This is a genomic window from Priestia sp. JNUCC 25, assembly GCF_053667915.1.
The window spans coordinates 1476460-1497773 of the sequence record NZ_CM132211.1 but is presented as its reverse complement, the minus strand read 5'-3'; the positions used below and the strand labels follow the sequence as shown (position 1 = coordinate 1497773).

22 protein-coding genes are annotated in these 21314 nt (G+C 37.9%); 2 read left to right on the top strand and 20 right to left on the bottom strand.

The features are described 5' to 3' along the window. Window positions 1-5 precede the first annotated feature (5 nt). Window positions 6-644, bottom strand: a complete 639-nt coding sequence (locus JNUCC25_RS07645; RefSeq protein WP_013056227.1) for an HlyD family efflux transporter periplasmic adaptor subunit — start codon at window positions 642-644, stop codon at window positions 6-8. A 279-nt stretch (window positions 645-923) separates the two neighbouring features. Between JNUCC25_RS07645 and JNUCC25_RS07640 the strand changes: the two genes are divergently transcribed. After that, window positions 924-1385 (top strand): MarR family winged helix-turn-helix transcriptional regulator, encoded by a 462-nt coding sequence (locus tag JNUCC25_RS07640; protein ID WP_013056226.1) that lies wholly within the window; start codon window positions 924-926, stop codon window positions 1383-1385. Window positions 1386-1434: 49 nt separating this feature from the next. On the opposite strand, the gene JNUCC25_RS07635 is transcribed toward JNUCC25_RS07640, so the two are convergent. The 15 genes from JNUCC25_RS07635 to JNUCC25_RS07565 all read right to left on the bottom strand — a co-directional run bounded on the left by JNUCC25_RS07635 (window position 1435) and on the right by JNUCC25_RS07565 (window position 15735). Beyond that, complete coding sequence (locus JNUCC25_RS07635; RefSeq protein WP_013056225.1) at window positions 1435-2238, bottom strand: endonuclease I family protein; 804 nt, start codon at window positions 2236-2238, stop codon at window positions 1435-1437. After that, window positions 2235-3194 carry a S8 family peptidase gene (locus tag JNUCC25_RS07630; RefSeq protein ID WP_454223039.1) on the bottom strand — a complete coding sequence of 320 codons (960 nt, stop codon included), beginning with the start codon at window positions 3192-3194 and terminating at the stop codon, window positions 2235-2237. The genes JNUCC25_RS07635 and JNUCC25_RS07630 overlap by 4 nt, the downstream gene beginning before the upstream one ends. Before the next feature lie 200 nt (window positions 3195-3394). After that, a complete protein-coding gene (locus tag JNUCC25_RS07625; RefSeq protein ID WP_013056223.1) occupies window positions 3395-4135 on the bottom strand; it encodes a DsbA family oxidoreductase in 741 nt (246 codons plus the stop codon). A 143-nt stretch (window positions 4136-4278) separates the two neighbouring features. Beyond that, a complete protein-coding gene (locus tag JNUCC25_RS07620) occupies window positions 4279-5535 on the bottom strand; it encodes an alkaline phosphatase (protein ID WP_029324180.1) in 1257 nt (418 codons plus the stop codon). Window positions 5536-5675: 140 nt separating this feature from the next. Beyond that, window positions 5676-6656 carry a DUF3231 family protein gene (locus tag JNUCC25_RS07615; RefSeq protein WP_013056221.1) on the bottom strand — a complete coding sequence of 327 codons (981 nt, stop codon included), beginning with the start codon at window positions 6654-6656 and terminating at the stop codon, window positions 5676-5678. 253 nt (window positions 6657-6909) lie between these two features. Next, window positions 6910-7137, bottom strand: coding sequence for an HAD family hydrolase (locus tag JNUCC25_RS07610; RefSeq protein WP_013056220.1), 228 nt, complete (start codon window positions 7135-7137; stop codon window positions 6910-6912). An 18-nt stretch (window positions 7138-7155) separates the two neighbouring features. Further along, complete coding sequence (locus JNUCC25_RS07605) at window positions 7156-7968, bottom strand: BtpA/SgcQ family protein (protein WP_013056219.1); 813 nt, start codon at window positions 7966-7968, stop codon at window positions 7156-7158. An 84-nt stretch (window positions 7969-8052) separates the two neighbouring features. Beyond that, window positions 8053-9378, bottom strand: coding sequence for a GntP family permease (locus JNUCC25_RS07600; RefSeq protein ID WP_013056218.1), 1326 nt, complete (start codon window positions 9376-9378; stop codon window positions 8053-8055). Between the two features lie 78 nt (window positions 9379-9456). Continuing rightward, window positions 9457-10173, bottom strand: coding sequence for a GntR family transcriptional regulator (locus JNUCC25_RS07595; protein ID WP_013056217.1), 717 nt, complete (start codon window positions 10171-10173; stop codon window positions 9457-9459). An 11-nt stretch (window positions 10174-10184) separates the two neighbouring features. Next, entirely contained in the window at window positions 10185-11201 is a 1017-nt protein-coding gene (locus JNUCC25_RS07590; protein WP_098399749.1) for a sugar kinase, read from the bottom strand. After that, window positions 11194-11949 (bottom strand): 2-dehydro-3-deoxy-phosphogluconate aldolase, encoded by a 756-nt coding sequence (dagF, locus tag JNUCC25_RS07585; protein ID WP_140456697.1) that lies wholly within the window; start codon window positions 11947-11949, stop codon window positions 11194-11196. The genes JNUCC25_RS07590 and dagF overlap by 8 nt, the downstream gene beginning before the upstream one ends. A gap of 1 nt (window position 11950) precedes the next feature. After that, the gene (locus JNUCC25_RS07580) at window positions 11951-13054 is read right to left on the bottom strand and encodes a DgaE family pyridoxal phosphate-dependent ammonia lyase (protein WP_064471495.1); all 1104 of its coding nucleotides are present in this window, start codon (window positions 13052-13054) and stop codon (window positions 11951-11953) included. Continuing rightward, entirely contained in the window at window positions 13032-14132 is a 1101-nt protein-coding gene (locus JNUCC25_RS07575; RefSeq protein WP_064471494.1) for an amidohydrolase/deacetylase family metallohydrolase, read from the bottom strand. Before JNUCC25_RS07575 ends, JNUCC25_RS07580 begins: the two co-directional genes overlap by 23 nt. A gap of 153 nt (window positions 14133-14285) precedes the next feature. Next, a complete protein-coding gene (locus JNUCC25_RS07570; RefSeq protein ID WP_064471493.1) occupies window positions 14286-15209 on the bottom strand; it encodes an oxidoreductase in 924 nt (307 codons plus the stop codon). Window positions 15210-15363: 154 nt separating this feature from the next. Beyond that, a complete protein-coding gene (locus tag JNUCC25_RS07565; RefSeq protein WP_013056211.1) occupies window positions 15364-15735 on the bottom strand; it encodes a thiol-disulfide oxidoreductase DCC family protein in 372 nt (123 codons plus the stop codon). Window positions 15736-16155: 420 nt separating this feature from the next. Here JNUCC25_RS07565 and JNUCC25_RS07560 point away from each other — a divergent pair, with 420 nt between their 5' ends. Then, window positions 16156-17379 (top strand): MFS transporter, encoded by a 1224-nt coding sequence (locus JNUCC25_RS07560; protein WP_029324173.1) that lies wholly within the window; start codon window positions 16156-16158, stop codon window positions 17377-17379. Here JNUCC25_RS07560 and JNUCC25_RS07555 read toward each other — a convergent pair. The 4 genes from JNUCC25_RS07555 to JNUCC25_RS07540 all read right to left on the bottom strand — a co-directional run bounded on the left by JNUCC25_RS07555 (window position 17361) and on the right by JNUCC25_RS07540 (window position 21183). After that, window positions 17361-17588 carry a hypothetical protein gene (locus JNUCC25_RS07555; protein ID WP_013056209.1) on the bottom strand — a complete coding sequence of 76 codons (228 nt, stop codon included), beginning with the start codon at window positions 17586-17588 and terminating at the stop codon, window positions 17361-17363. The genes JNUCC25_RS07560 and JNUCC25_RS07555 overlap by 19 nt on opposite strands. A gap of 122 nt (window positions 17589-17710) precedes the next feature. Continuing rightward, a complete protein-coding gene (locus JNUCC25_RS07550; protein ID WP_029324172.1) occupies window positions 17711-18922 on the bottom strand; it encodes an MFS transporter in 1212 nt (403 codons plus the stop codon). Between the two features lie 103 nt (window positions 18923-19025). Next, window positions 19026-19934: a UTP--glucose-1-phosphate uridylyltransferase GalU gene (gene galU / locus JNUCC25_RS07545; RefSeq protein ID WP_029324171.1), complete on the bottom strand. Its 909-nt coding sequence runs from the start codon at window positions 19932-19934 to the stop codon at window positions 19026-19028. 46 nt (window positions 19935-19980) lie between these two features. After that, entirely contained in the window at window positions 19981-21183 is a 1203-nt protein-coding gene (locus JNUCC25_RS07540; protein WP_029324170.1) for a macrolide family glycosyltransferase, read from the bottom strand. Window positions 21184-21314: the final 131 nt, after the last annotated feature.

Genomic DNA, 21314 nt, shown 5'->3' with positions numbered 1-21314 from the left:
AAGAATTAGTCTTTCGAAATTTTCACTTCGGCGTTCATACCTGGCAGAACATGCTCTGAATAATTAGAAATAGAAATTTTCACAGGAACCGTTTGAGACACTTTTGTGTAGTTTCCATCTGAGCTTGAGTTGGATGTTAAAGATGAAAGTGAATTGGTTGCATATCCAATTTCTTCGACTTTACCGTCGATTTTTGCACTGCTGTCTCCGTCTACCGTTACATCTACATCGTCGCCTTCTTTAATATCCTTAAGCTGATCTTCTTTAATATTTGCTACGATAAATAGGTCTTTCATATCTACTTCCGTTGCAATTTGCTGTCCAGCTTGAACCATTTGATTTTCTTTTACGTTTGTTTGAATAATTTTTCCATCTGCTGGTACTGTAGCAGCTACAGACCCTTTTTCAGCTTGAATTTTAGCAATTTCAGCATCTTTTGATACATCATTTCCTTCTTCTACTGTCCAGCTTGCTACTTTACCTGCTGCAGGTGCAACTACATTGTATACATCTCCGGATACTTTAGCGTTATCCGTTGTAATATAGTTCGATTTTTGAACGTAATAATATCCTCCTCCAATTAATAAAGCTAAAATAACGATGATTCCAATAAAATTTGTTACCATTAAGCGACTTCTAGACATTCATTACTCCTCCTTAATACTTCAATAATAAAATTACTTTTTTATATAGCTTTTTCATAAAGATATTATCCCCATCTATTATGAGATATGTTTCTTTATAATCATCTATTTGGTTAACCACCTAAATAACTTTATCATAAAGATATTTTTTCGTAAAGATATTAATTTAAAAATAATAATGGTGGTTAAAGATAATCATTGCCATCCTTTACAATTGTTTCATTTTATTTTAGAGTTAGTTTATATATGTCGGTAGTGTACAAGGAGATGGAAGCTAGCATGGCTAACAATTTAGAGTCAAAAATTGAACACCTTTATCAAATTAACACATCTTTTTTTCAATATATGCGACATTTAGTCGAAGAAACATTAAAAACACAGCCTTATCACTTAACACCCACTAAATTTTATATCTTAAACTACATTGCCAGCGGCACAAAGTATATGGTAGCAGATATTTCAAATAAACTTCACTTAACCTCGGGCGCTACAACTAGCTTATTAAATCAATTGGAAGAAGAATCTCTCATTAAGCGCGTGCGAGACGAAAAAGACCGGAGAGTCGTGTGGGTTTCATTGACCGATGAATCAAAGAAACTTGTTTCAATAATTACAGAGAAGCGAAATGGATTTTTAAAAGATATGCTGTCAGCTCTAACTGTAGAAGAACAGGAAGAATATTTTCGCTTATTAAATAAAATGGATGCCCTCTTAAGCGATAAATATGGATTTTCATATTAGGATACCTAAAAGAGCCCCGTTTCGAATAGAAACGGAGCTCTTTGTTATTTTAGAAAGCAGAATTTATTAGTGCAGCTGCTTTGTCAGGAAAATCGATAAAAGGATTTCGGTTGCCTTGCAACTCAAAGATTGCTGCATTGCGATGTTTTTCATAAAGTGAAACAGTAAATTCTTCATGCCATTTTAGTAAAAGAGGAAGATCTACTCGCGAAGAGTCAATTTTATTATGATAGCGAATTAAAAAATAAAGAGTTGATCGAGCCACAATTCCTTTTCCATATTCGGGTTCAAACTTACCTTTTTCTGCTTTGCCACATCCTTCTTTCACATCTGATTGCTTTACTTCCGGCGTATAATCGGGGAAGTCAATATAAGAAGAATTACCTCTTCGACTGTTACAAGAAGGTTCACACGCAAATAAATGATGCAAATCGCCTCTCATAGGCTCTTGTTTCCCAAACCAAGATTGCGGGACAACGTGCTCACAGTTTAGCAGTATATCATTGCTTGAAAGAGAGGAGTTACTAAGCGACTGAAGTTGATCAATATCTTGCTGTATAGTTTCTAACGGATCCATCCCTTTCCCTGAGTATAGACTTTTCAGCTCCCCATTCTCCTGTAGATCCACCCATGGATATACATATTTATGCGGCGAATAACTTAGCAAATGCTGATGCGTTTCCTTTAACAAAGTTTGCATGGCTTCTCTTTCAAAGAGCGTATCTTGATAATAAAGATTTTTATTTTCTTCATCTGTCTTTTCATCATAATAACTTCGATTGTTTGCGTATTCGTGATAAAGAGCTTTTGCCTGCTGCTTTTCCATCATTAACATATCTAAACTGCTTCTCATCCGATCACCTCTGAAGTCATTTGACGTTGAATTTCACGCAACAGCTTTTCAACAACGGTCAAGTGCACAAATCCGTTTCCTACTTCTCTTGGTGATTCATTTAATGGAAGGGTTCTTCTGATTAACTGTGCATAAAGCTCTGGTTCTGTAAGTTCTCTTCCAAACATTTCATTTGAAAGAACTTTTATCAATCCTAAGGCCCCTGCTACGTGAGGTGTTGCCATAGAGGTTCCGCTCAGTGCAGCATACTTTCCATTCAAGTAAGTTGATACGATCTTCTCTCCCGGAGCCACTACATCTACTTCGTTGTTTGAGTTGGAAAACAACGAAGATCGTTTCTCTAAATTAACAGCTCCTACGCTAATCACTTCATTATATGACCCTGGGTACGCAAACTCATCTGTGGAGCCTTCTCCATCTCCTTCATTTCCCGCTGCGCAGACAACTAAAATATTCTGATCAACAGCATCTTGAATCGCTTCATGTAGCTCAGGCACATCCGACGGACCTCCAAACGACATCGAAATGATATCTGCTTTTTGCTCGATGGCGTAGTTAATACCTTGAATAATCCACTCGTATTGACCTGAACCATTTCCATCAAGTACTTTTAGGATAAGTAAGCCCACTTCAGGAGCCACTCCTACAACACCCGTTCCATTATGCGCTGCTGCAATTGTGCCTGCTACGTGAGTGCCGTGACCATTATAATCTTGAAAAATATCTGGATTTTGTTGATCATCTTGTGTAAAGTTTTTTCCTCCAATAATTCGCTCCTGCAAATCTGGATGTGTAACATCACAGCCAGTATCCAAAACCGCTATGGTTATTCCCCGTCCCTTTGTTTGCTTCCATACTTGCTCTGCTCCAATTAGAGCGACTCCTTCTGGGACTTCATTAAATTGATTCAATTGTTCAACTACTTGAAATGGGATAATGCGCACTTTGCTCTTCATTCAGATTCCCCCTGCAGGATTAAATGGAAGCTGGTTCATGGTTGGATCACTTTTAATCGCTTATTTTTGGAGCTTACTCATCGAGGTTTGTTACTTCTAAACTTATTATAACACAAAAACAGAACGCATGTTTGTATTTTTGTAAATTTTTTTGCAAATAAATAAAAAGCAGAAGCGAAATTTCCGCCTCTGCTTTTTATTTATTGTTGGTTTTTAGAGGAATCAGGAACGGCACATTGACCATCTGCACAAAAGGCATCATCTGCGCCTTCTGGAGAAAGGCTCTTCAAAGCGGGAGTCGGATTTTCTTCTTCCCATACTTGTTGGAGAGCTCCTACAAATGTTTCGATTGGCTGTGCACCTGAAATCGCATATTTTTGATTAACAACAAAATATGGAACACCGCTAATACCATATTGCTGAGCCGTTGCTTCATCACTGCGCACTTCATTTGCGTATGCGTTTTTATCCGCGAGAATTTGACGTGCTTCTTCTCGGTCAAGACCTGCATCTTCTGCAACAGCAACCAGCGTCTCTTTTTCACCTAGATGTTTTGATTCAGTAAAGTATGCATATAAGAGTTTTTCTGTAATGGCTGCTTCTTTTCCTTGAGCTTTTGCAAATTTAGCTAAGCGGTGAGCATCAAATGTATTAGTTGGCTTCATATCGTCAAAATTAAAGGATAAGCCCACACTAGCTGCCTGCTGTCCGATTCCTTCATTTGCTTGCTTCGCTTGTTCAATCGTCATTCCATATTTAGCAGCAAGAGCTTCATTAATCGTTTTGCCAGTATCAACTGGGGCGTTTGGATCCAGCTCGAAGCTTTTAAATTCAACCTGCACATCATCTTTGTGTGCAAATTGCTGAAGCGCTTGCTCTAATCGGCGCTTTCCAATATAACAAAAAGGACAGACAAAATCTGACCATACTTCTATTTTCATCGTGACACCTCTTCAATTCAAGATAATTCTTATCGTAGCATACCTTTGAAGAAACTCCATCATAACTTGCTCACACAAAGCAAAAAACACGGTGTTGATTTACATACTAAGTGTATTAAATCAACACCGTGTTTTTATCTCACTTATTTTAAATTCATTGCTTTTAGAAGAGCATCATGTAAATACGTATTTTCGTATACTCCAGTAAATCTTTCTGAGCCGGCACCCATTGCATTTAAAGGAACGTCTGATGACGTATGCTCTTCAGTTGTCCAATCCGCAACGAACTGCTCTTTTGAATGAGCGATTGCAAATGGCCCATCTTCTTTTGATGCTTCATCTCCACCGTTATCTTTATTGTCTACTTTTTCAAGTGCTAAACCTCCGGTTGCATGGTCAGCTGTTACTAATACGAGAGTGTCTGGGTGTGTTTTAGCATAAGCTTTAGCCATCTTCACCGTATCATCAAGCTGCTTACCTGCTTTAATCATGAGTTCAGCATTATTATTATGAGCCATTTCATCAATGGCTTCCTCTTCTACTACAAGAAAGAACCCTTTTTTATTTTGTGATAGCGTATTGATTGCTTTTTTTGTCATGTCTTTTAGAGATACTTGAGGGTTGTACACATCACCTTGGCCTTCAGGAGCTTGTTGAAACATTTCTTCATTAGCAAACAGACCAAGCAATTTTGTTCCTTTAGCATATTTTAATTCATTTTCGTTATTAACGTACGTATACCCAAGTTTTTGTGCTTTGTTTACTAAGTTTCCTTGCGTTCCTTTGCTTCCTTCAGTTTTATCTTCTGGCGGGGCATCTGGATGTGCACCTTCATTTCCTTTTGTGTACCAATAATCTTCTCCGCCACCTAGAATCACATCTACTTTACTGTTTTCAAGATACTGCTTCGCGATGTCACTTTGAGCACTTCGATCTTTAACATGTGCGCCAAAAGCAGCTGGAGTTGCGTCTGTTACTTGACTTGTTGTCACAAGCCCCGTCGTTTTCCCAGCTAATTTTGCTTTTTCTAAAACTGTTTGAACAGGCTTTCCTTTCATATTTACGCCAATAGCGCCATTATAACTTTTAACTCCTGAAGCCATGGCTGTAGCAGCTGCAGCAGAATCCGTAACAAATGAATTTCCTGAAGATGTATGGACTCTCCCTACTGCCGGCATATCATCCATTGCTAACTTTCCATTTGCTCCTACGGCGGCCAGTCGGATCGCATCACGATGATCGGTACCCATACCGTCTCCAACAAAAAGAATAACATTTTTAGCTTTTTGGTTATTTACGCCTTTAGCTGCTTTAGCATCTGTTGGTGAATTTGTTCCAAATGCTAGCGCTGCTACAGTTACCGCTGATAATACTGCCGCTCCAATTGCACGTTTTTTCATTGTTTACACCCTTTACTGTTTATTATTGACATAACTTAACTGTACACGCAGTCTGTTAAATCAACTTGAATAAAAGGTTAAAGGTGTGTAAAAATATATAAACTTCCATTTACAATGCATGAAAGAGGCTTTCCTTTTAGCTAATCAATACTTGGCGGAACTTCAAGCCAGCCTTTTTTAATCATAATTTCTGTTGCTTCGCTTGCATATTGAAACGCATCTTCTCCTATCAGCATCATTTTAGCCACAATATCTCTTCGAAAACTAAATGCTGCTCCAAACGCCTGACTTCCGATACTGAAGTTACTTAGTAAAATATCGCATGTCAGCATCAAACGATCCGAAAAAGCAGGCGTTTCAGAAGTCGTTATGCTTCCTGTTGAGGCAACAGAAGGTGAAATATCGTCTTGTATAATTATTTCTTCAAGTCGTGTAATAATTTTTTTACTGAGCTCTTTTCCTTTCAAAAAATGCTTTTTCACTTCGGTATCTGTCGCCGTTTGAGAAAAAGCCTTCATTAACTTCATCCCGACAATGTTTGTTTCGACTCCATGATAAATCTGCGCTAGCTCCATCGTATTTAATACTCTTTTGTCCGCAAATACATTTAAGCCGCTCAGATATTTTCTATCCGAAACAAACTCAACGGTAGTTGGCATTGGAATATAGGGTGGGCGTGATAAAATTCCTTTTCTCAATAAGTACTGCGTACAGGAATCGTAGCACTCTTGCGTAATTTTTGTTAAATCTTGATAAAGTTTCACCACATCTTCTCTGTAGGCCTTGCCTAAACTTAATGTATACATCCCCATACTAATTTCTTTGATGACACGAAGAAACATAATATCAAATCCGTTAGTAAATAGTTTTGGAGCCTGTACATTTACGTCTTGAGATGAAAGCCCCGTTGGCACTACCGCTCCTTCTTTTTCAAATATTGTTTTTATTTTCCGTATGTATATAATAAGCTGCTCACGCAAGTCCGTCATAATTGTTTTAGCATCTTCATCATCCGCATGTTCAATCATATAATCTAACAAGCAAATAATTAACGTTTTCTGCTGATATGTCATCCACAGCGTCCCAATTTCGCTTGAGGTAATACTAGGTTTGTCAGGCACTGTTACTTCCCTCCGCTTCTTCAGATTTGTTGAGTACGTCTGCTTCTTTGAAAAGAGAGCATACTCATTGTACATTTACTTATCATTATGCTATCCAACATTCTTTTTTTTATTTAAATCTCTAACAAACAGCTTTTCAGGCAACAAAAAACAGCTCCGATTACAGAGCTGTTTTTACGTTTAATTTGTATAGTTAAGATTCTAATTAATATGAAAAGGCTCGTTTTTTATTAAATCGTTGCTACAATAAAAGTTAATTGACCAGAGAGTTTGTATTCTCCAAATTGGGTGGGGACAGTGAAAATTGCTCTTTTAATATTGTCCATTTTCTTTTAGCTGTTCCTCCAATGAAATTGAGCTGTGTATCCTCATCTACTTCTATTCCCAGCTTTTTAAAGATGTCTTTATTACGGATGCGGTATACAGGTTCACTGTCGACAATTACGCCATCCATATCAAAAATAAAAGCTAATTGATTCATCTTTACCCCTTCTTTCGTTTAAAGATTGTCACGAAAAACTTTTACTTTGTCCATGAATTTTTTTACACGATCAACATCCACATGGTTTTCAAATTTGCCGTCGTATTTAAATGTTGTACCTACAACTGCCCCATCAGCAATAGATAACTGTTCTTTGAAATTAGTGAAATTAACTCCTGTATTAACAAGTAGAATTGTATTGGGAACAGCCTCCTTTACGCGCATTAATAACTGCACGTCCGTCTTGGCCCCTGCTGTTAATCCAGATACACATAGTGCATCTGGTCTATTATTAAATACCGTAGATGCAGCAATACTTTCAATTTCCCGCTCAGCCAAATACGCAGCAGATTCAGGAACAACATTATATAATAATTTAACGTTTTGTGCCCCAATTCGATGCTGATGTCTAATTGTTTCTCCAACGTTGGTATTCCAAGTACCAAAATCACTTGCATATACGCCTGTAAAAATTTCTCTAACAAATTTAGCCCCTGTAGCAGCCGCTAAATCCAAAGATTTCTTAGCATCCCACAATACATTTACCCCAAAGGGCACTTTAATTTCCGACATCAATTCACCTATAATTCGGGCCATCGCAGCTACAGTTTCCGTTTTAACATCCGTTAAATATGGCATGCTAAACTCATTTGAAAACATAATGGCATCCACTCCGCCTTCTTGAAGAGCATGCAAATCCTTTCTTGCCATTTCTACCACATAGTCCATGCCTTTTTCATTATTAAAATATGGATCTCCCGGCAACGGTAACAAGTGACACATAGCAATAATAGCTTTTTCCGTTCCGAGTATTTCTTTTAACCACGTCATATACATTGCCCCCTTATTCTACAAATACTATATTTCAAGTCAACTAGGAAACCTCCTTCCAAAATAATTAGAAGGAGGCAATTTTTAAATAAAAATATCAAATAATAAAACGCCTCCAAAAGCAATAAACGAGAGCAGTGTTTCTAGGACCGTCCAAGTTTTAAACGTCTCTTTTACTGTTAAACCAAGATATTCTTTTACTAGCCAAAAACCTGCATCATTTACATGAGAGAACATTAGTGATCCTGCTCCTGTCGCAATAACCAGCAGTTCCAGATTAACTCCAGACATATGCACAATGATTGGTGAAACAATGCCGGCGGCTGTTGTTAATGCAACGGTTGCTGATCCTGTAGCAATACGAATTAATCCTGCTACCATAAATGCTAAGACAATAGGAGAAAGCGATAATTGCTCAGACATTTGAGCAATTGATGTACCTACACCGCTATCAATTAAAATTTGTTTAAATCCCCCTCCAGCTCCAATAATTAAAATAATAGATCCGACCGGAAGTAAAGACTCTTCCACTAATTTTTTAATCACATTTTTCTTCATTCCCTGACGCATGCCCAAAAGATAAAATGCGGCAAAGCAAGAAATTAAAAGTGCGATGACAGGACTGCCGATAAACACAAAAAATTTAGTTAAAAAGCTAGAAAGCGGTATATACGGAGCCATAACAGATAACACCATTAATAACACAGGTAATAAGATAATGAAAAATGAAATACCTGTTTTAGGTAATTTTTTAGATGAAGTGCTGACACGAATTAATTCAGGTTCCCCTTCAGGAATCACACGTTTATGCACCCATTTTGCGAATACGGGACCTGCTACTATTGCTGCTGGAAGAGCAATAACCAATGAATAGAGCAAAACTCTTCCTAAGTCTGCATTATATATTCCAATGGCTGTCATCGCTCCCGGGTGGGGGGGAACAAGACCGTGTACAATCGATAGTCCTGCAATTACAGGTAGTGCAATTAATAGAATATTTTGTCTTGTTGTTTTATGAATAGAAATTACTAACGGCAGTAAAATAACAATTCCGACTTCAAAAAAAACCGGAATGCCTATTATAAAACCAGCAAAGAGCATCGCCCATGGCAACTTTTTGATTCCAAAAAACCTAATGAAAAACTCCGCGACCTGCATGCCAGCACCTGAGTCTGACATCATTTTTCCTAAAATCGTTCCAAGCGCCAAGATTCCAACAAGGTGACCTAAAACACTGCCCACTCCTGTTTCATAAGCTCCCACAATTTTGTCCATCGAAAGCCCTGACATAATAGCCAGAAATAAACTGGCAACGGTTAAGCTGATAAAAGCATGCCACTTCCACCAAGAGACTCCTAATACAACAATAACAATTGCTAGGCATGTCACAAGCAATAGATACATATCCATACTAAATTCCTCTTTTCCCCCATTTAGTAAACGCTCTCATTTTTCAGCCGAAAAGAATATGTATTCTTCTCGCACTTCTTAAATATCGTAATTCACAATGTATTGCTGCATCTCTGTATTATAATAGCCCTCACTGTATTCGATGATATTTCCTTCTTCATCATATGAATATCGTGATCTTTTTAATAGCGCTTCTCCGGCCTGCATATTTAGTCTTTCTCCTACATAAGAATCAGCTTTTGCAACAGCAAACTGATCTCGAAATTTCTCCAATGAAATATCCTGTTCTTCAATCAAATCGTATAACGATTGTGCATTTAAGTGTGTTAATTCTATCCCTTCCATGCGCTGCATGGTTAAATAATGCGTGTAATGAATATAAGGTTCATTATCTAAATAGTAAAGACGTTCTATTCGAATGCATTGCTCACCGAACAGCGTATATAAAGTTGTTTCTGGTGCATTTTCAATTGTCTCTGCCCCAAGCAGCCTTTTTTGAATGATATGCCCTTTTTCCACCAACACTTCGGTAAAGCGTTTTCCTTTTGACAGCCTTGAAATGGATGTATTTCGAATAACTTTTGTTCCTTTACCGCTTTTTGTTTCTAAATATCCATCTTTCACAAGTTCTTTGATAGCATTTCGAACCGTAATTTTACTTACTTGAAATTCCTCTTCCAGCTGCGGTTCAGAAGGAATATTTGTTTGAATGGGATACACGCCATGCAAAATTCGATCTTTTAAGATATTTTTTATTTGCAAATACAATGGTCCTTTTTTTCGAGATACGTTCACTATTACATCCTCTACCTTTCTACATCGCCTACTGATTCTGTCATCGCTTTTTGTATATCATACTGAGATGACATAGGAGTATCGCCTACGATTGTATGAGCAAGCACTCCCGCTGTTACAGCGAATGCAACAGTTTTTTCTGCTGAAAAGCTCTCCAACTCGCCATATAAAATGCCGCTTGTATAGGCATCTCCTGCGCCTATTCTATCATAGACAGAAAAAGTAATCGTATCAGAAAATGTAAATGTATGATTTTTATATATAAAACCGCATAAAGAGTGCTTATTGTCCTTATTAATAGATCGGTGCGTGCCGGCTACGACAGAAAGGCCGTATTTCTTTGCTACCTTTGGAATTAGTTTCATCAGCTGCTCTTTTCTGCTTGCTTCTTCTGTTTCCATCTTAAGAATGTGCATAGCATCTTGTTCATTCATCATTACGATATCTGCAAGGTACAGCATATCTTCATAATGAGGTTTTGCGTTTTCATATCCTCCATCTCCCCATAGAGACGGACGGTAGTTACAGTCAAATACGACCGTACCACCGCGTTCTTTTACCGCTTTGGCAAAGGATTTCATATGGGACCGGACGGAATCATTCATTGCCAGAGAGATTCCGCAAAAATGCACCACATCTACTTTCTCTGCAATATTCTCAAAATCATATATGCCTTCAGGAGCTCTGTTGAAGCTGCTTTCTAAACGGTTGGTATATGTAACCCGGCTAGACCGGGACCCAAATCCATTTTCTAAAAAATACATACCGACATGTTTTCCGCTGCGTTTAATAAATGACTGTGAAATACCTAACTTTTTAAGATAAGATAAAGCCGCATCTCCCACAGCATTATCCGGTAAAGCAGAAATCAAATATCCCGTATATCCGAAGTTAGCTAATCCCGCCGCTACATTTACCCCTGTACCAGAAAACGAATAGCTTAATGTATTAGCTTGAGAAAGTAATTCATATCCTGGTACTTGTAAACGCATCATTACCTCGCCAAATGCTGCAAAATTCTTAGCCATGCTGATCAACTAACTTTTTCATCTTTTCAAGTAACTCACGTACATCATCTACTTTTGTCTTTTCTGTTTTTTGGTCAATAATTGACGAGTAGACATGTGGAATAATCTTTGGGACGTCCGCTTCCAAAGCAATACGCAAAATTGTTTCAAAGTTTTCTTTATCAATTCCGCCAGTTGGCTCTAGAGCGAATCCTTCTTCGCCGCATGCTTGTGCCACAGCTCGGAATTCTTCTTCATGGCTTAACCCTTTCATAGGAAAATACTTGAGCGCGTTGCCTCCCATGTCACGTACTAGGGCAATAGCCGTTTTTACTGGTACAATAGCTTGTTCATTATGCGCTGCACTAACTGGACCAGTCGAAATATTTACGTAGCCGACTTTTCCAGTTGGGGACACTAAACTATTAATCCAGCTATCCTTTTCACCTAGATTAGCACGTGTTGCTCCAACAGCGGGAAATACTTGATTAATATGACTGCCAGCATAGTTCTTTGCAATTTCTGCTACTACAGCTGCCTGACGATTGTCTCCAGCCCCTAAACCGATTGATACTGCTTCTTCAATTTCTTTTCCGTATTCTTCCATTGCTTTTACTGCTTCTTCGACAGTAGAATAATCCTTGGATAACACGCCTACTAAGACATGCCCTTCTGCAGCCTCAAATACTTCTTTGGCATTTTCGATACTGTTTGCTAATACGTTTAACGCTGCGCGCTCTTTATAAAAACGTTTTGTAATGTTTGACATGTCACTTTCCTCCCACAATTTCGCGTATTCTAGACTCAATTACATGTATATCGTCGCCCTTTAAAGGTCTGGGATCGATGTCAAAATATCCTTGTCTTATCCCATAATCGCGTGTATAAATAGCAATTTCACCTTCACACAACTCTTTTACAACCTCTTTCGCAGTTGTATTAGCCCGTTCTGGACTGATTTGAATTCGTGCACGGAATATAGCTCGACCTGCTTCATCTTGTACAATTGTCACATTCACGCCTTCTATATCTTTTAATGACATCAATGCTTGTAAACTTTCTTTTTCTTGTTCACTTTTATCTTTTTTCTCGCGATACTCATCAAGAGCTTGAAGTAATCCAAACGTTGTTTCCTTACCAACTTTCATACTTCTTCCAATGCAATGTAATTGAACTTTCAACCATTCAATGTAGTTACGTTTACCACCAACAATTCCAGACGTTGGACCTTCAATTGCCTTTGAACCACTATAAATCGCAAGGTCTGAGTATTTTACATACTTTTGAAGGTCTTCTTCTGCCGCGGCATCCACAATCAATGGAATATTATTCTTCTGTGCAACTTCCCACGCTTCTTCCACAGAAATCATATTTTTTTGAACAGTGTGATGAGACTTCACATAAAGGATAGCAGCTGTATTTTCGGAAATCGCTTCTTCAATATGAGTTGCTCTACCCTCATTAGCATAGCCAACTTCAATAAGCTTTCCGCCACCTAAATAAACCATGGTTTCAACTGGGGCCCCGTACTGTACGTTATGACCTTTCAGCATAATAATTTCATTTTTTGAGATGACTTCTTGATGAAGGCGCTCGCTTTTACGGCGGTTTCCTTCTGTAACAAGAGCAGCAATAGAGAGAGCAATTCCACTTGAAGCTGAGTTAACAACCACAGCTGCTTCTGATCCTAGAATGTCAGCAATATGGTCACCTGCTTTATCAACTAAATCAGCAATCTCAACGTAATTTTGTCCTCCTTGCTTCATTGCATCCATTACTGTATCAGTTGGTGCTGATACTCCTAAGATGCTCATTCGGCCGCTCGCATTAATTACTCGTTTCAAGCCATATTTAGCATTCAATGAACGTTCCATTTACAACTACTCCTTTTGCTTTAATTATTTGCTTACCTTCTCTCTGCTCTCCTTCGGAATCAATAAACAGAACAGGCTCGTCTTCTATAGTAAAGAGAGTTAAATTGGCACGCTCTCCAACTTGTATCCTTCCTAACTCGGGTCTGTTAAGCCATTTTGCCGCATTAACAGTAACACCATTAACTACTTCTTCAAGGCTGTATCCTAAATAAAGAAATTTAGATAATACATGAGCTAAGCTATATACAGGCCCATTTAGTCGGTTCTTCCGATAAATATCTGTACTGATTGTATCGAATTTAACATTATGCTTTTTGGCAGCTTCTGCTACTTGAAACGAAAAGCTTGCATTTCCATGCCCTACATCCAAATGAACACCTCGTTGGATGGCCTCCATTAGGAGTGGAAGCGGCTTTCCTTCATTATCAAATAGATTATTAGCTTTTCCATTCAAATAGTGAGTAATAATGTCTCCTTTTTCTAGAATCGAAACAACTTCCTCAATAGCAGGAGGGCCAGATCCGATATGAACCATTAATGGAAGTGAAATTTCACTAGACATTTTTCGAGCAAAATATAAAGGCTCAATACCCCTTTTACCTACTACACTTTTACTTATACGGGCTTTTAAACCTACAATAATGCTTCTATATGCTTTCATGGCTTCCAAAATTTTTTCCGCTTTTAGCCACTCCATATTTGAAAGCTCATCTGTGCGTTTTAGACCAATACGCGAAATATTTAAAAACGCTAACAAATTAGTTTTTGCTGCATATTGGCTTTGAACTAAATCTGCTATTTGATCAGCACCGCAGCTACCTGCATCTACAAGTGTTGTTACTCCTTGTTTCACTCCTATCTCGTCTATCTCATCTCCATACGGCTCGAAATCTGGAAATGCATGAACATGTAAATCAATCCATCCGCTTGATATGTAGGTTCCTGAGTAATCATAAACAAGCGGTGCTTTTCCTTCACCAGCTTTTGCTATCTCAGAGATTTTTCCATTTTCTATAACAATATCAAACTCTTTTTCAGTGACCGATTTGACATTCCGTAATAGAAACCGATTCTCCATTTCGTTCACTCCCCTTATGATGACGCTTACACTAATGTTAATTATTTTTCTGCTTTTACAAATGTAGAATAACATAAAGAATTAAATAAGTAAATATAACGTTATAATGTTTTAATTCAAAAAAAATAAAAAGCGGCCAATAGCCGCTGGTTTTTACCTTTTCTTGAATATATATGTCACTTTTGTTAACTCTTCCGATGCGCTCCATAGTTTTTCCGCTACGTTCGCTTTAAATAAAACATCTCCCATCATATCTTTTACAGGATATCCTTTTTTAGCAGCTTTTCCGTCTGGCCCAATATACGCACCTCCTTCTATTGATTCAGTGGCTGCATAAAGAGTAGGCAGCGCGCCCATTTCTGCAGATTGACTAAATAGCTTGACTAAAAATTTCAACAAAGCGTTTGGCTCTTTGCCTGAACCGCGTGATAATAGGTTAGTATTCGAAATGCCTGGATGCACAGCGGCACTAATTGTCGTTGATCCAGCTGCTTCTAAGCGGTTTTGCAATTCTTTTGCAAACAACAGGTTGGCGAGTTTACTTTGTCTATAGAACTTCATTGGACTGTAGCCTTTTTCCCCGTCTAGATTATCAAAATAGATTTCTCCAGAATTAGCAGCTATACTGCTTACCGTTACGACTCGTGAATGTGGAGTTTCTATTAGCAAAGGAAGAAGCAAACCCGTCAATGCAAAATGCCCTAAATGATTACAGCCAAACTGCAGTTCAAATCCATCTTTCGTTTTGCTGTGAGGCGGCACCATCACGCCTGCATTATTAATGAGAAGATTCAAAGACGAGTATTGTTGAAGAAATTGATTGGTGAAATGTCGAATAGAGCTCAAGTCACTGAGATCTAATGACATAATCGTCACTTTAGCATTCCCGTTAGCCGCTTTAATTCTCTTTTCAGCCTCTTTCCCTTTTGCTTCATTACGCACAGCAAGAATGATTTCTGCTCCGCGCGCAGCTAGAGCCTTTGCAGCTTCAAATCCAATACCGCTGTTTCCTCCCGTTATAAGGGCTGTTTTTCCCGTTACATCGGGCATTCGTTCAGCTGTCCATTTTGTTATCATATAAGTTCTCCCTTTCAGCTATAGCTGTTTTTCTAGAATTTAAGCGTCTAAGTCACACTAAATTAACGTTTTTTTAAAATTAAGGTATGTATAAAGTATAATGTCTTCAAAACAAAAGGAACAAGCTTTTTCAAAGCTCGTCCCTTTTATATGTTTATGTGGTTCGCGGCGAATCGTAGCGTCCAAACCAGTCGTATCGGTTTGTGGAGACCCATTTATATAGCGGACTGAACGCTTTTTTCATCAATGGTAAATGCAGAAGTACGCCGATTGGAAATGTAAGAGGTAAAACAGTTAAAAGCCGTCTAACCGTCTCAAATCCTGCTAGCACTTCACCTTTTTTGGTTACCATATGAATTTGGTCATACAAATCCCTTCCTTCTTTTTTTAAATAACTATACTCTGTTCGTTCAATGTATTGAACTGGAATCCACTGGATTTGGTTCGTCCAGTCCAGCGCTTTAATTATTTTTTTTACGTTGTAACATAAAGGACATTCCGCATCAAAAAATACTTTGTGCTTCATTGTTTCCACCTTTCTTCCTTTGTTTCTTTTTCCTTAGTTTATAAATACCCTTTTCCCCTTTTTAATAACCACCATTAGGAGGCATTTCTTGTATAGCCTGGCTTTAAAGCGAACATTTTTTGTGGGGTTTCTTTAGTGAAGCCGCGAAAGAAGACAGGATTTTTTTATAAAATATCACTTTTTTGGTTTAAAGCACTAAAAACATGTTAGAATAGATTCCATATTGATTTAAAGCACTAGATGCACGCATTTAGTCACATACTAAAAAGAACTGAATGAATCCAATGATAAAAGGTAAAGGTAATGTCTTCATAAACTTATCATGGAAGTAGGTTTATAAATGACGGAGAAAAAAGGAGAAACAGGTGATTACTTTTATCCATTTCATATAAGCTTTATTTACGTAAGGATGTGTAAACGATGAAAAATAAGTACATGCTGTCAGCTTCAGGTATGTATATTAACTACTTTCTACTTGGCATGGTAAATATCATGCTTGCATCAAATATGTCATTTTTGACAAAACAATTAAATACCGACGGTGCCGGAATCAGCTATATTATTTCTGCTATCGGAATTGGAAAGCTGCTTTCATATTCTCTATCAGGCATCTTGTCTGATAAATTCGGACGAAAGCCTTTGATTCTTGTTTCGTCTCTGACGATGGCTATTTTCTTAATTGGCATTCCATTATCGCCAAATTATCCAACAGCCTTTATCTTTGCCATTATTGCGGGTATTGCAAATTCTGCTATGGACGCTGGAACGTACCCTGCTTTGATTGAAGTTTTTCCTAAATCTTCAGGTTCAGCCAGTGTTCTTGTAAAAGCATTTATTTCAGCTGGAGCGGCACTTCTTCCGTTTATGATTGCCTTTTTTGCGGATCGTGATTTGTTTTATGGGTATGCTTTTTTCCTTCCGGCTCTTATTTATTTACTAAATATGATCTTTATGTTCAAACTGCCTTTTCCCAATCATAAACGCGAACAGAGTACAGTTCAACAACAAAATACAGCGGAGAATAAATTCATCTCTCCTCCTAAAATGAAACAAGAAGGAATTGCTCTTATTGTGATTGGATTTACTTCTACAGCGCTGTTTACAGTGGCTCAAATTTGGCTCCCTACTTATGGTCAACAAGTATTAGGTATGGCTGAAAGCAGCTCGGTTCGCCTTTTAAGCTACTACAGCATCGGAGCTTTAATCTCTGTTTTAGTATTAGCTGTATTATTAAGCAAAGTGCTTCGTCCTGTAACGGTTATTCTCGTTTACCCGATGATTACTCTTATAGCCGTACTTACGCTTCTGTTTGTTAAAGTACCTGCTATTGCAATTGTAGCTGCTTTTTTCATGGGGTTTTCTACGGCTGGGGTCTTTCAATTAGCGATTACTGTTATGACCGAGCTTTTCTGGAACAAAAAAGGAACGGTTACTGGAATTGTAGCCACGGCTGCTGGATTAGCTGCTATTTTATTGCCTTTAGCAACAGGGCTCATGTCTAAAACTGGGCATATTTCAATTATCTTTATCTTTGATGCGATGCTTTCAGTAGTAGGTATGGCAGCGGCAGCTTTTGTTAATTACCGCTACCGCAAAATTTTAAATAAAAATCGCAGAGAACAAATTCAAGAAACAGCCTCATAAAAAAAGAGGCTGGACATACCGAAATGAATCCAACCCAAAGACGAACAATCTGGATACATGATCTGGACTGCTTGCTCGAACGCTGTTGCTTTCCGTGCAAGGCTTCGCTTTCCGCGGGCGGCCGATGAGCCTCCTCGTCGCTTGCGCTCCTGCGGGGTCTCATCTGTTCCGCTGTTTCCGCAGGAGTCTTCACCTTGCCCTTCAACCAACAGCTAAAAGCACCTGCGTTCATCATGATTATAAAAAAACACGAACTATTTATCCATTTTTGATAGATAGTTCGTGTTTTAATTTAATGAAACTACTTTTTTTTCACCTTCTTCTTAACTTTTCAACTCATTTCCTCAGCTGATTTTTGCTTCATAAACAAGAACATCACACCTGAAATAACCGCGAAAACAGCTAAAATGTAAAAAGTAGAAGGCAGCGGAATCACGCTGACTAGCGACCCCATAGCTAAGCTGCTGACAACTGCTGAAGTTTGTATAGCCGTCATATATGCCGTTGTGGCTAGTCCAATTTGACGCGGAGCCAGTGACTGAGCATACACCATTCCCACTCCCATTGTAGCGGACAGAATAAAAGCATAAAATACTTGAAGCACAATTAACCCACTCAGCGGTAAGTGAAGACTCGTTAAAATAAAATAAAGCACTTGGCAAGCAATTCCAATGATAAAGAATCGTTTAACTCCGATCTTATCAGAAAAATAGCCCCCTAACGGCATAAATACTAGCTCAAAAACAGATGTAACGGTAAAGAGAATCCCTACAATCGAAACGGATTGTTTTAACGTATTCGTTATGTAGAGCGGCAAATACATAGAACGCCCGGAATCACCCGCAAAAATGAAAAGAGCTGCTACGAATACAGCTATTAATACAGAAGGTATACCGGCTGGCGCTTTTGAAGATGCATGAGCTGAAGTTTGAGGCATACTGTCTTCTTTAAGCGCAAAAAGAACCCACCCTAAAGTTGCTAGCGATAACAACCCTGATAATAAAAATAAAAGAGTATACCCTCCGTGGTCAATAATTAAAGCGCCAAGCATAGGTCCAAAAATATAGCCTTGTGAAAAAGCCATTCGCACGGTACCAGTAATCGTACCTGCCTGCGATTTGCTTTCTTGCTTTTTAACAATAAAATCATTCAGCAGGGCAAAGAAAAAAGAAAACGCATTAAACCCTCCTATAGCAAGTAAAATGAGTGCTATTGTATAAGAATGCGTAAACGCTAACGGCACTCTTGAAATGGTTCCAATCAGTAACGCCCAAATAATAAATGGCTTTCGTTTCCCCCATTTGTCTGATAACGAAGCTAAATAAAACGATACGATTAAACCAATAATGCTCATTGGCACAAATAAAAATCCTGCTTGAAAAGAAGTCGCATGCAATGTATTTGTTGCCCAAACCGTTAAATAAGGCATAAAGCCGCCAACAGATAATCCAATAATAAATAATGAAATAAAAATCGTTAGAAAATCCCGGTCTGTAAATACAATCTTTATGCCTGATACAAACGAATTTTCTGTTTTCGACATAAACTCATTTCAACCCTTTCTATCCAGCTGTCAAACGTTCAATTTCCGCAAAAAAATGCACCTTTCTTCCAGAAACAGTAGAAGAAAGGTGTGTAAATGAAGGTTATTTTCCAATTGGTACAGCAATTTTTTCTTTTTGTTCTTCCTTGTTGATCAGCTCTTTGAATTTAGTTAAAAGAGGTGCTTTTAATTCTTCATCCTTTAATGCAAAAGCAAGGGTCGTAAAAATAAAATCTAATTTTTCTCCTGCATCATAACGTTCGCCCTCGAATTCGTAAGCATAAATAGAACGGTCTATATTCATACGCTGAATAGCATCCGTTAGCTGAATTTCCCCGCCTTTTCCAGCTTCCTGCGTTTCAAGATAATCAAAAATGTCAGGTGTAAATACATAGCGTCCAATAATCCCTAAATTAGACGGAGCTTCTTCGACTGATGGTTTTTCTACAAAACCATTCACTTCGTATAACCGGTTTTTATTTGCTTTTGGATCTATAATCCCGTAACGGTGAACGGATTCTTCCTCTACGCGCTGTACGCCGATAACCGACGATCCCGTTTGGTTATACTGGTCAATCAGCTGTTTTAAACAAGGCTGGTCTGGGTCTGTTAAGTCATCTCCAAGTAAAACTGCAAACGGTTCGTTTCCAATAAACTGTCGAGCACAGCCAATTGCATGGCCAAGGCCCTTCATTTCTTTTTGACGAACGTAATGAATATTCGCTAGTTCAGAGATATGCTCCATTTCTTCTAATAGTTCAGTTTTTCCCTTTTGATGAAGCAAGTGCTCCAGTTGAATATTGTGATCAAAATGATTTTCAATTGCTTGTTTCCCGTTTCCTGTAACAATTAAAATATCTTCGATTCCTGATTTTAAGGCTTCTTCTACAATAAATTGAATTACGGGCTTATTTACAATTGGAAGCATTTCTTTTGGGATAGATTTTGTAACGGGTAAAAAACGAGTACCTAACCCTGCTGCTGGTATAACTGCTTTTTTTATAGTCTGCATATTATATTTACTCCTCTCTGTTAGTTATCTAGCTGCCTTACATCTATTACGCTTTGACAGGCACCACATTGAAAATTTCTTTCACTCCTTGCTTGTATCCTCCCGCTGAGCGAAGTGATTCTCCAATTTGTTGTGCATGCTGTTTATATGTGTGAGTAGTTAAAACGTCGTTAACTGTATTTTTGATTAGCTCAGCAGATACATTATTTTTATCTAATTTTACACCTGCTCCTAACTCCTGCACGCGATCGCCAACCATAAATTGATCCACTGCCATTGGAATAACGACAAGGGGCGTATCGTAGTATAAACCTTCACTGCTGCTGTTCATTCCGCCGTGAGTAATGAATAAATCCGCACGTTTTAAAATTTCTAGCTGCGGTACGTATTGTTTCACAACGAAGTTTTCTGGAATGTGTGCTAATTCTTCAGGTTTTGTATTTTTACCAATAGATAAAATAACTTTACCCTCAAAATCTTTTAATGCTTCTACACATAAGTTATAGATTTCTAGCTGCTGATTAAAAATAGTTCCCATAGAAACAAAAATAATTTTTTCATTTTCATTTTGTAAGTAAGAAGGATCTTCAATGTCTAATCGTTTAACAATTGAAGGACCAATAAACTTGTACTCACTCGTAAATTCAGATACGTTTGGCTGAAAGAATTCTGACGTAAATACTAGCGTAATATCCCCTGGATTCGACATAATGTCAATGGAATCTTTTAACTGAGTATTATATTGGTTGTTGAACTTATTTAATGATTTTTCGAATTGAGGATAAAAGGAAGATTGGTCAGGTTCTGTTTGACCACTTGGCATCATACAAGTTGCTAACTCTTTATTTAACGCAAATGTTGTACAAAGAGAAACCTTCGGAAGCTGAAGAAGGTCGGCCACAGCGGAACCTGCTAAAAGGTGATAATCATAAAGTACATAATCATATGTTTCATGTTTCGTTTCACTCATAATTTTAGTAATAATATTTTCAGATTCATTTAAAAACAAATTCATTATTTCATAGCGGTCATAAGACTCTTCGTTTGTCATCCGGTTGCTCATATCAAGACTTGGACGAAAATCTTCGTATTCACGAAATTCCGCGCCTGATTTCCGAATTTTTTCAGCATAGTCTTCAATGCCGTAATAGACGACCTTTTCCCCTTGAGCCATCAACTCTTTTACAATTCCTAAAGAAGGATTCACATGCCCTTCACCTGGAAAGCCTATTACTAATACTTTTCCCATAACATTCATTCCTTTCACTTAGTTAATAATTAAATAGCTTAATTGTTCATTTAGTAAATTTATTGTATAGAAACTGAATTTACTATAAATTATCTTTATCGTAAAGTCATTAAGCGTTTTCAACTAAAAAA

Excerpts from the sequence above, each read along its gene's own strand:
- JNUCC25_RS07645 (WP_013056227.1), bottom strand. The coding sequence starts at position 644 with ATGTCTAGAAGTCGCTTAATGGTAACAAATTTTATTGGAATCATCGTT.
- JNUCC25_RS07640 (WP_013056226.1), top strand. The coding sequence starts at position 924 with ATGGCTAACAATTTAGAGTCAAAAATTGAACACCTTTATCAAATTAAC.
- JNUCC25_RS07635 (WP_013056225.1), bottom strand. The coding sequence starts at position 2,238 with ATGAGAAGCAGTTTAGATATGTTAATGATGGAAAAGCAGCAGGCAAAA.
- JNUCC25_RS07630 (WP_454223039.1), bottom strand. The coding sequence starts at position 3,194 with ATGAAGAGCAAAGTGCGCATTATCCCATTTCAAGTAGTTGAACAATTG.
- JNUCC25_RS07625 (WP_013056223.1), bottom strand. The coding sequence starts at position 4,135 with ATGAAAATAGAAGTATGGTCAGATTTTGTCTGTCCTTTTTGTTATATT.
- JNUCC25_RS07620 (WP_029324180.1), bottom strand. The coding sequence starts at position 5,535 with ATGAAAAAACGTGCAATTGGAGCGGCAGTATTATCAGCGGTAACTGTA.
- JNUCC25_RS07610 (WP_013056220.1), bottom strand. The coding sequence starts at position 7,137 with ATGAATCAATTAGCTTTTATTTTTGATATGGATGGCGTAATTGTCGAC.
- JNUCC25_RS07605 (WP_013056219.1), bottom strand. The coding sequence starts at position 7,968 with ATGACGTGGTTAAAAGAAATACTCGGAACGGAAAAAGCTATTATTGCT.
- JNUCC25_RS07600 (WP_013056218.1), bottom strand. The coding sequence starts at position 9,378 with ATGGATATGTATCTATTGCTTGTGACATGCCTAGCAATTGTTATTGTT.
- JNUCC25_RS07590 (WP_098399749.1), bottom strand. The coding sequence starts at position 11,201 with ATGGCTAAGAATTTTGCAGCATTTGGCGAGGTAATGATGCGTTTACAA.
- dagF (WP_140456697.1), bottom strand. The coding sequence starts at position 11,949 with ATGTCAAACATTACAAAACGTTTTTATAAAGAGCGCGCAGCGTTAAAC.
- JNUCC25_RS07580 (WP_064471495.1), bottom strand. The coding sequence starts at position 13,054 with ATGGAACGTTCATTGAATGCTAAATATGGCTTGAAACGAGTAATTAAT.
- JNUCC25_RS07575 (WP_064471494.1), bottom strand. The coding sequence starts at position 14,132 with ATGGAGAATCGGTTTCTATTACGGAATGTCAAATCGGTCACTGAAAAA.
- JNUCC25_RS07570 (WP_064471493.1), bottom strand. The coding sequence starts at position 15,209 with ATGATAACAAAATGGACAGCTGAACGAATGCCCGATGTAACGGGAAAA.
- JNUCC25_RS07565 (WP_013056211.1), bottom strand. The coding sequence starts at position 15,735 with ATGAAGCACAAAGTATTTTTTGATGCGGAATGTCCTTTATGTTACAAC.
- JNUCC25_RS07560 (WP_029324173.1), top strand. The coding sequence starts at position 16,156 with ATGAAAAATAAGTACATGCTGTCAGCTTCAGGTATGTATATTAACTAC.
- JNUCC25_RS07550 (WP_029324172.1), bottom strand. The coding sequence starts at position 18,922 with ATGTCGAAAACAGAAAATTCGTTTGTATCAGGCATAAAGATTGTATTT.
- galU (WP_029324171.1), bottom strand. The coding sequence starts at position 19,934 with ATGCAGACTATAAAAAAAGCAGTTATACCAGCAGCAGGGTTAGGTACT.
- JNUCC25_RS07540 (WP_029324170.1), bottom strand. The coding sequence starts at position 21,183 with ATGGGAAAAGTATTAGTAATAGGCTTTCCAGGTGAAGGGCATGTGAAT.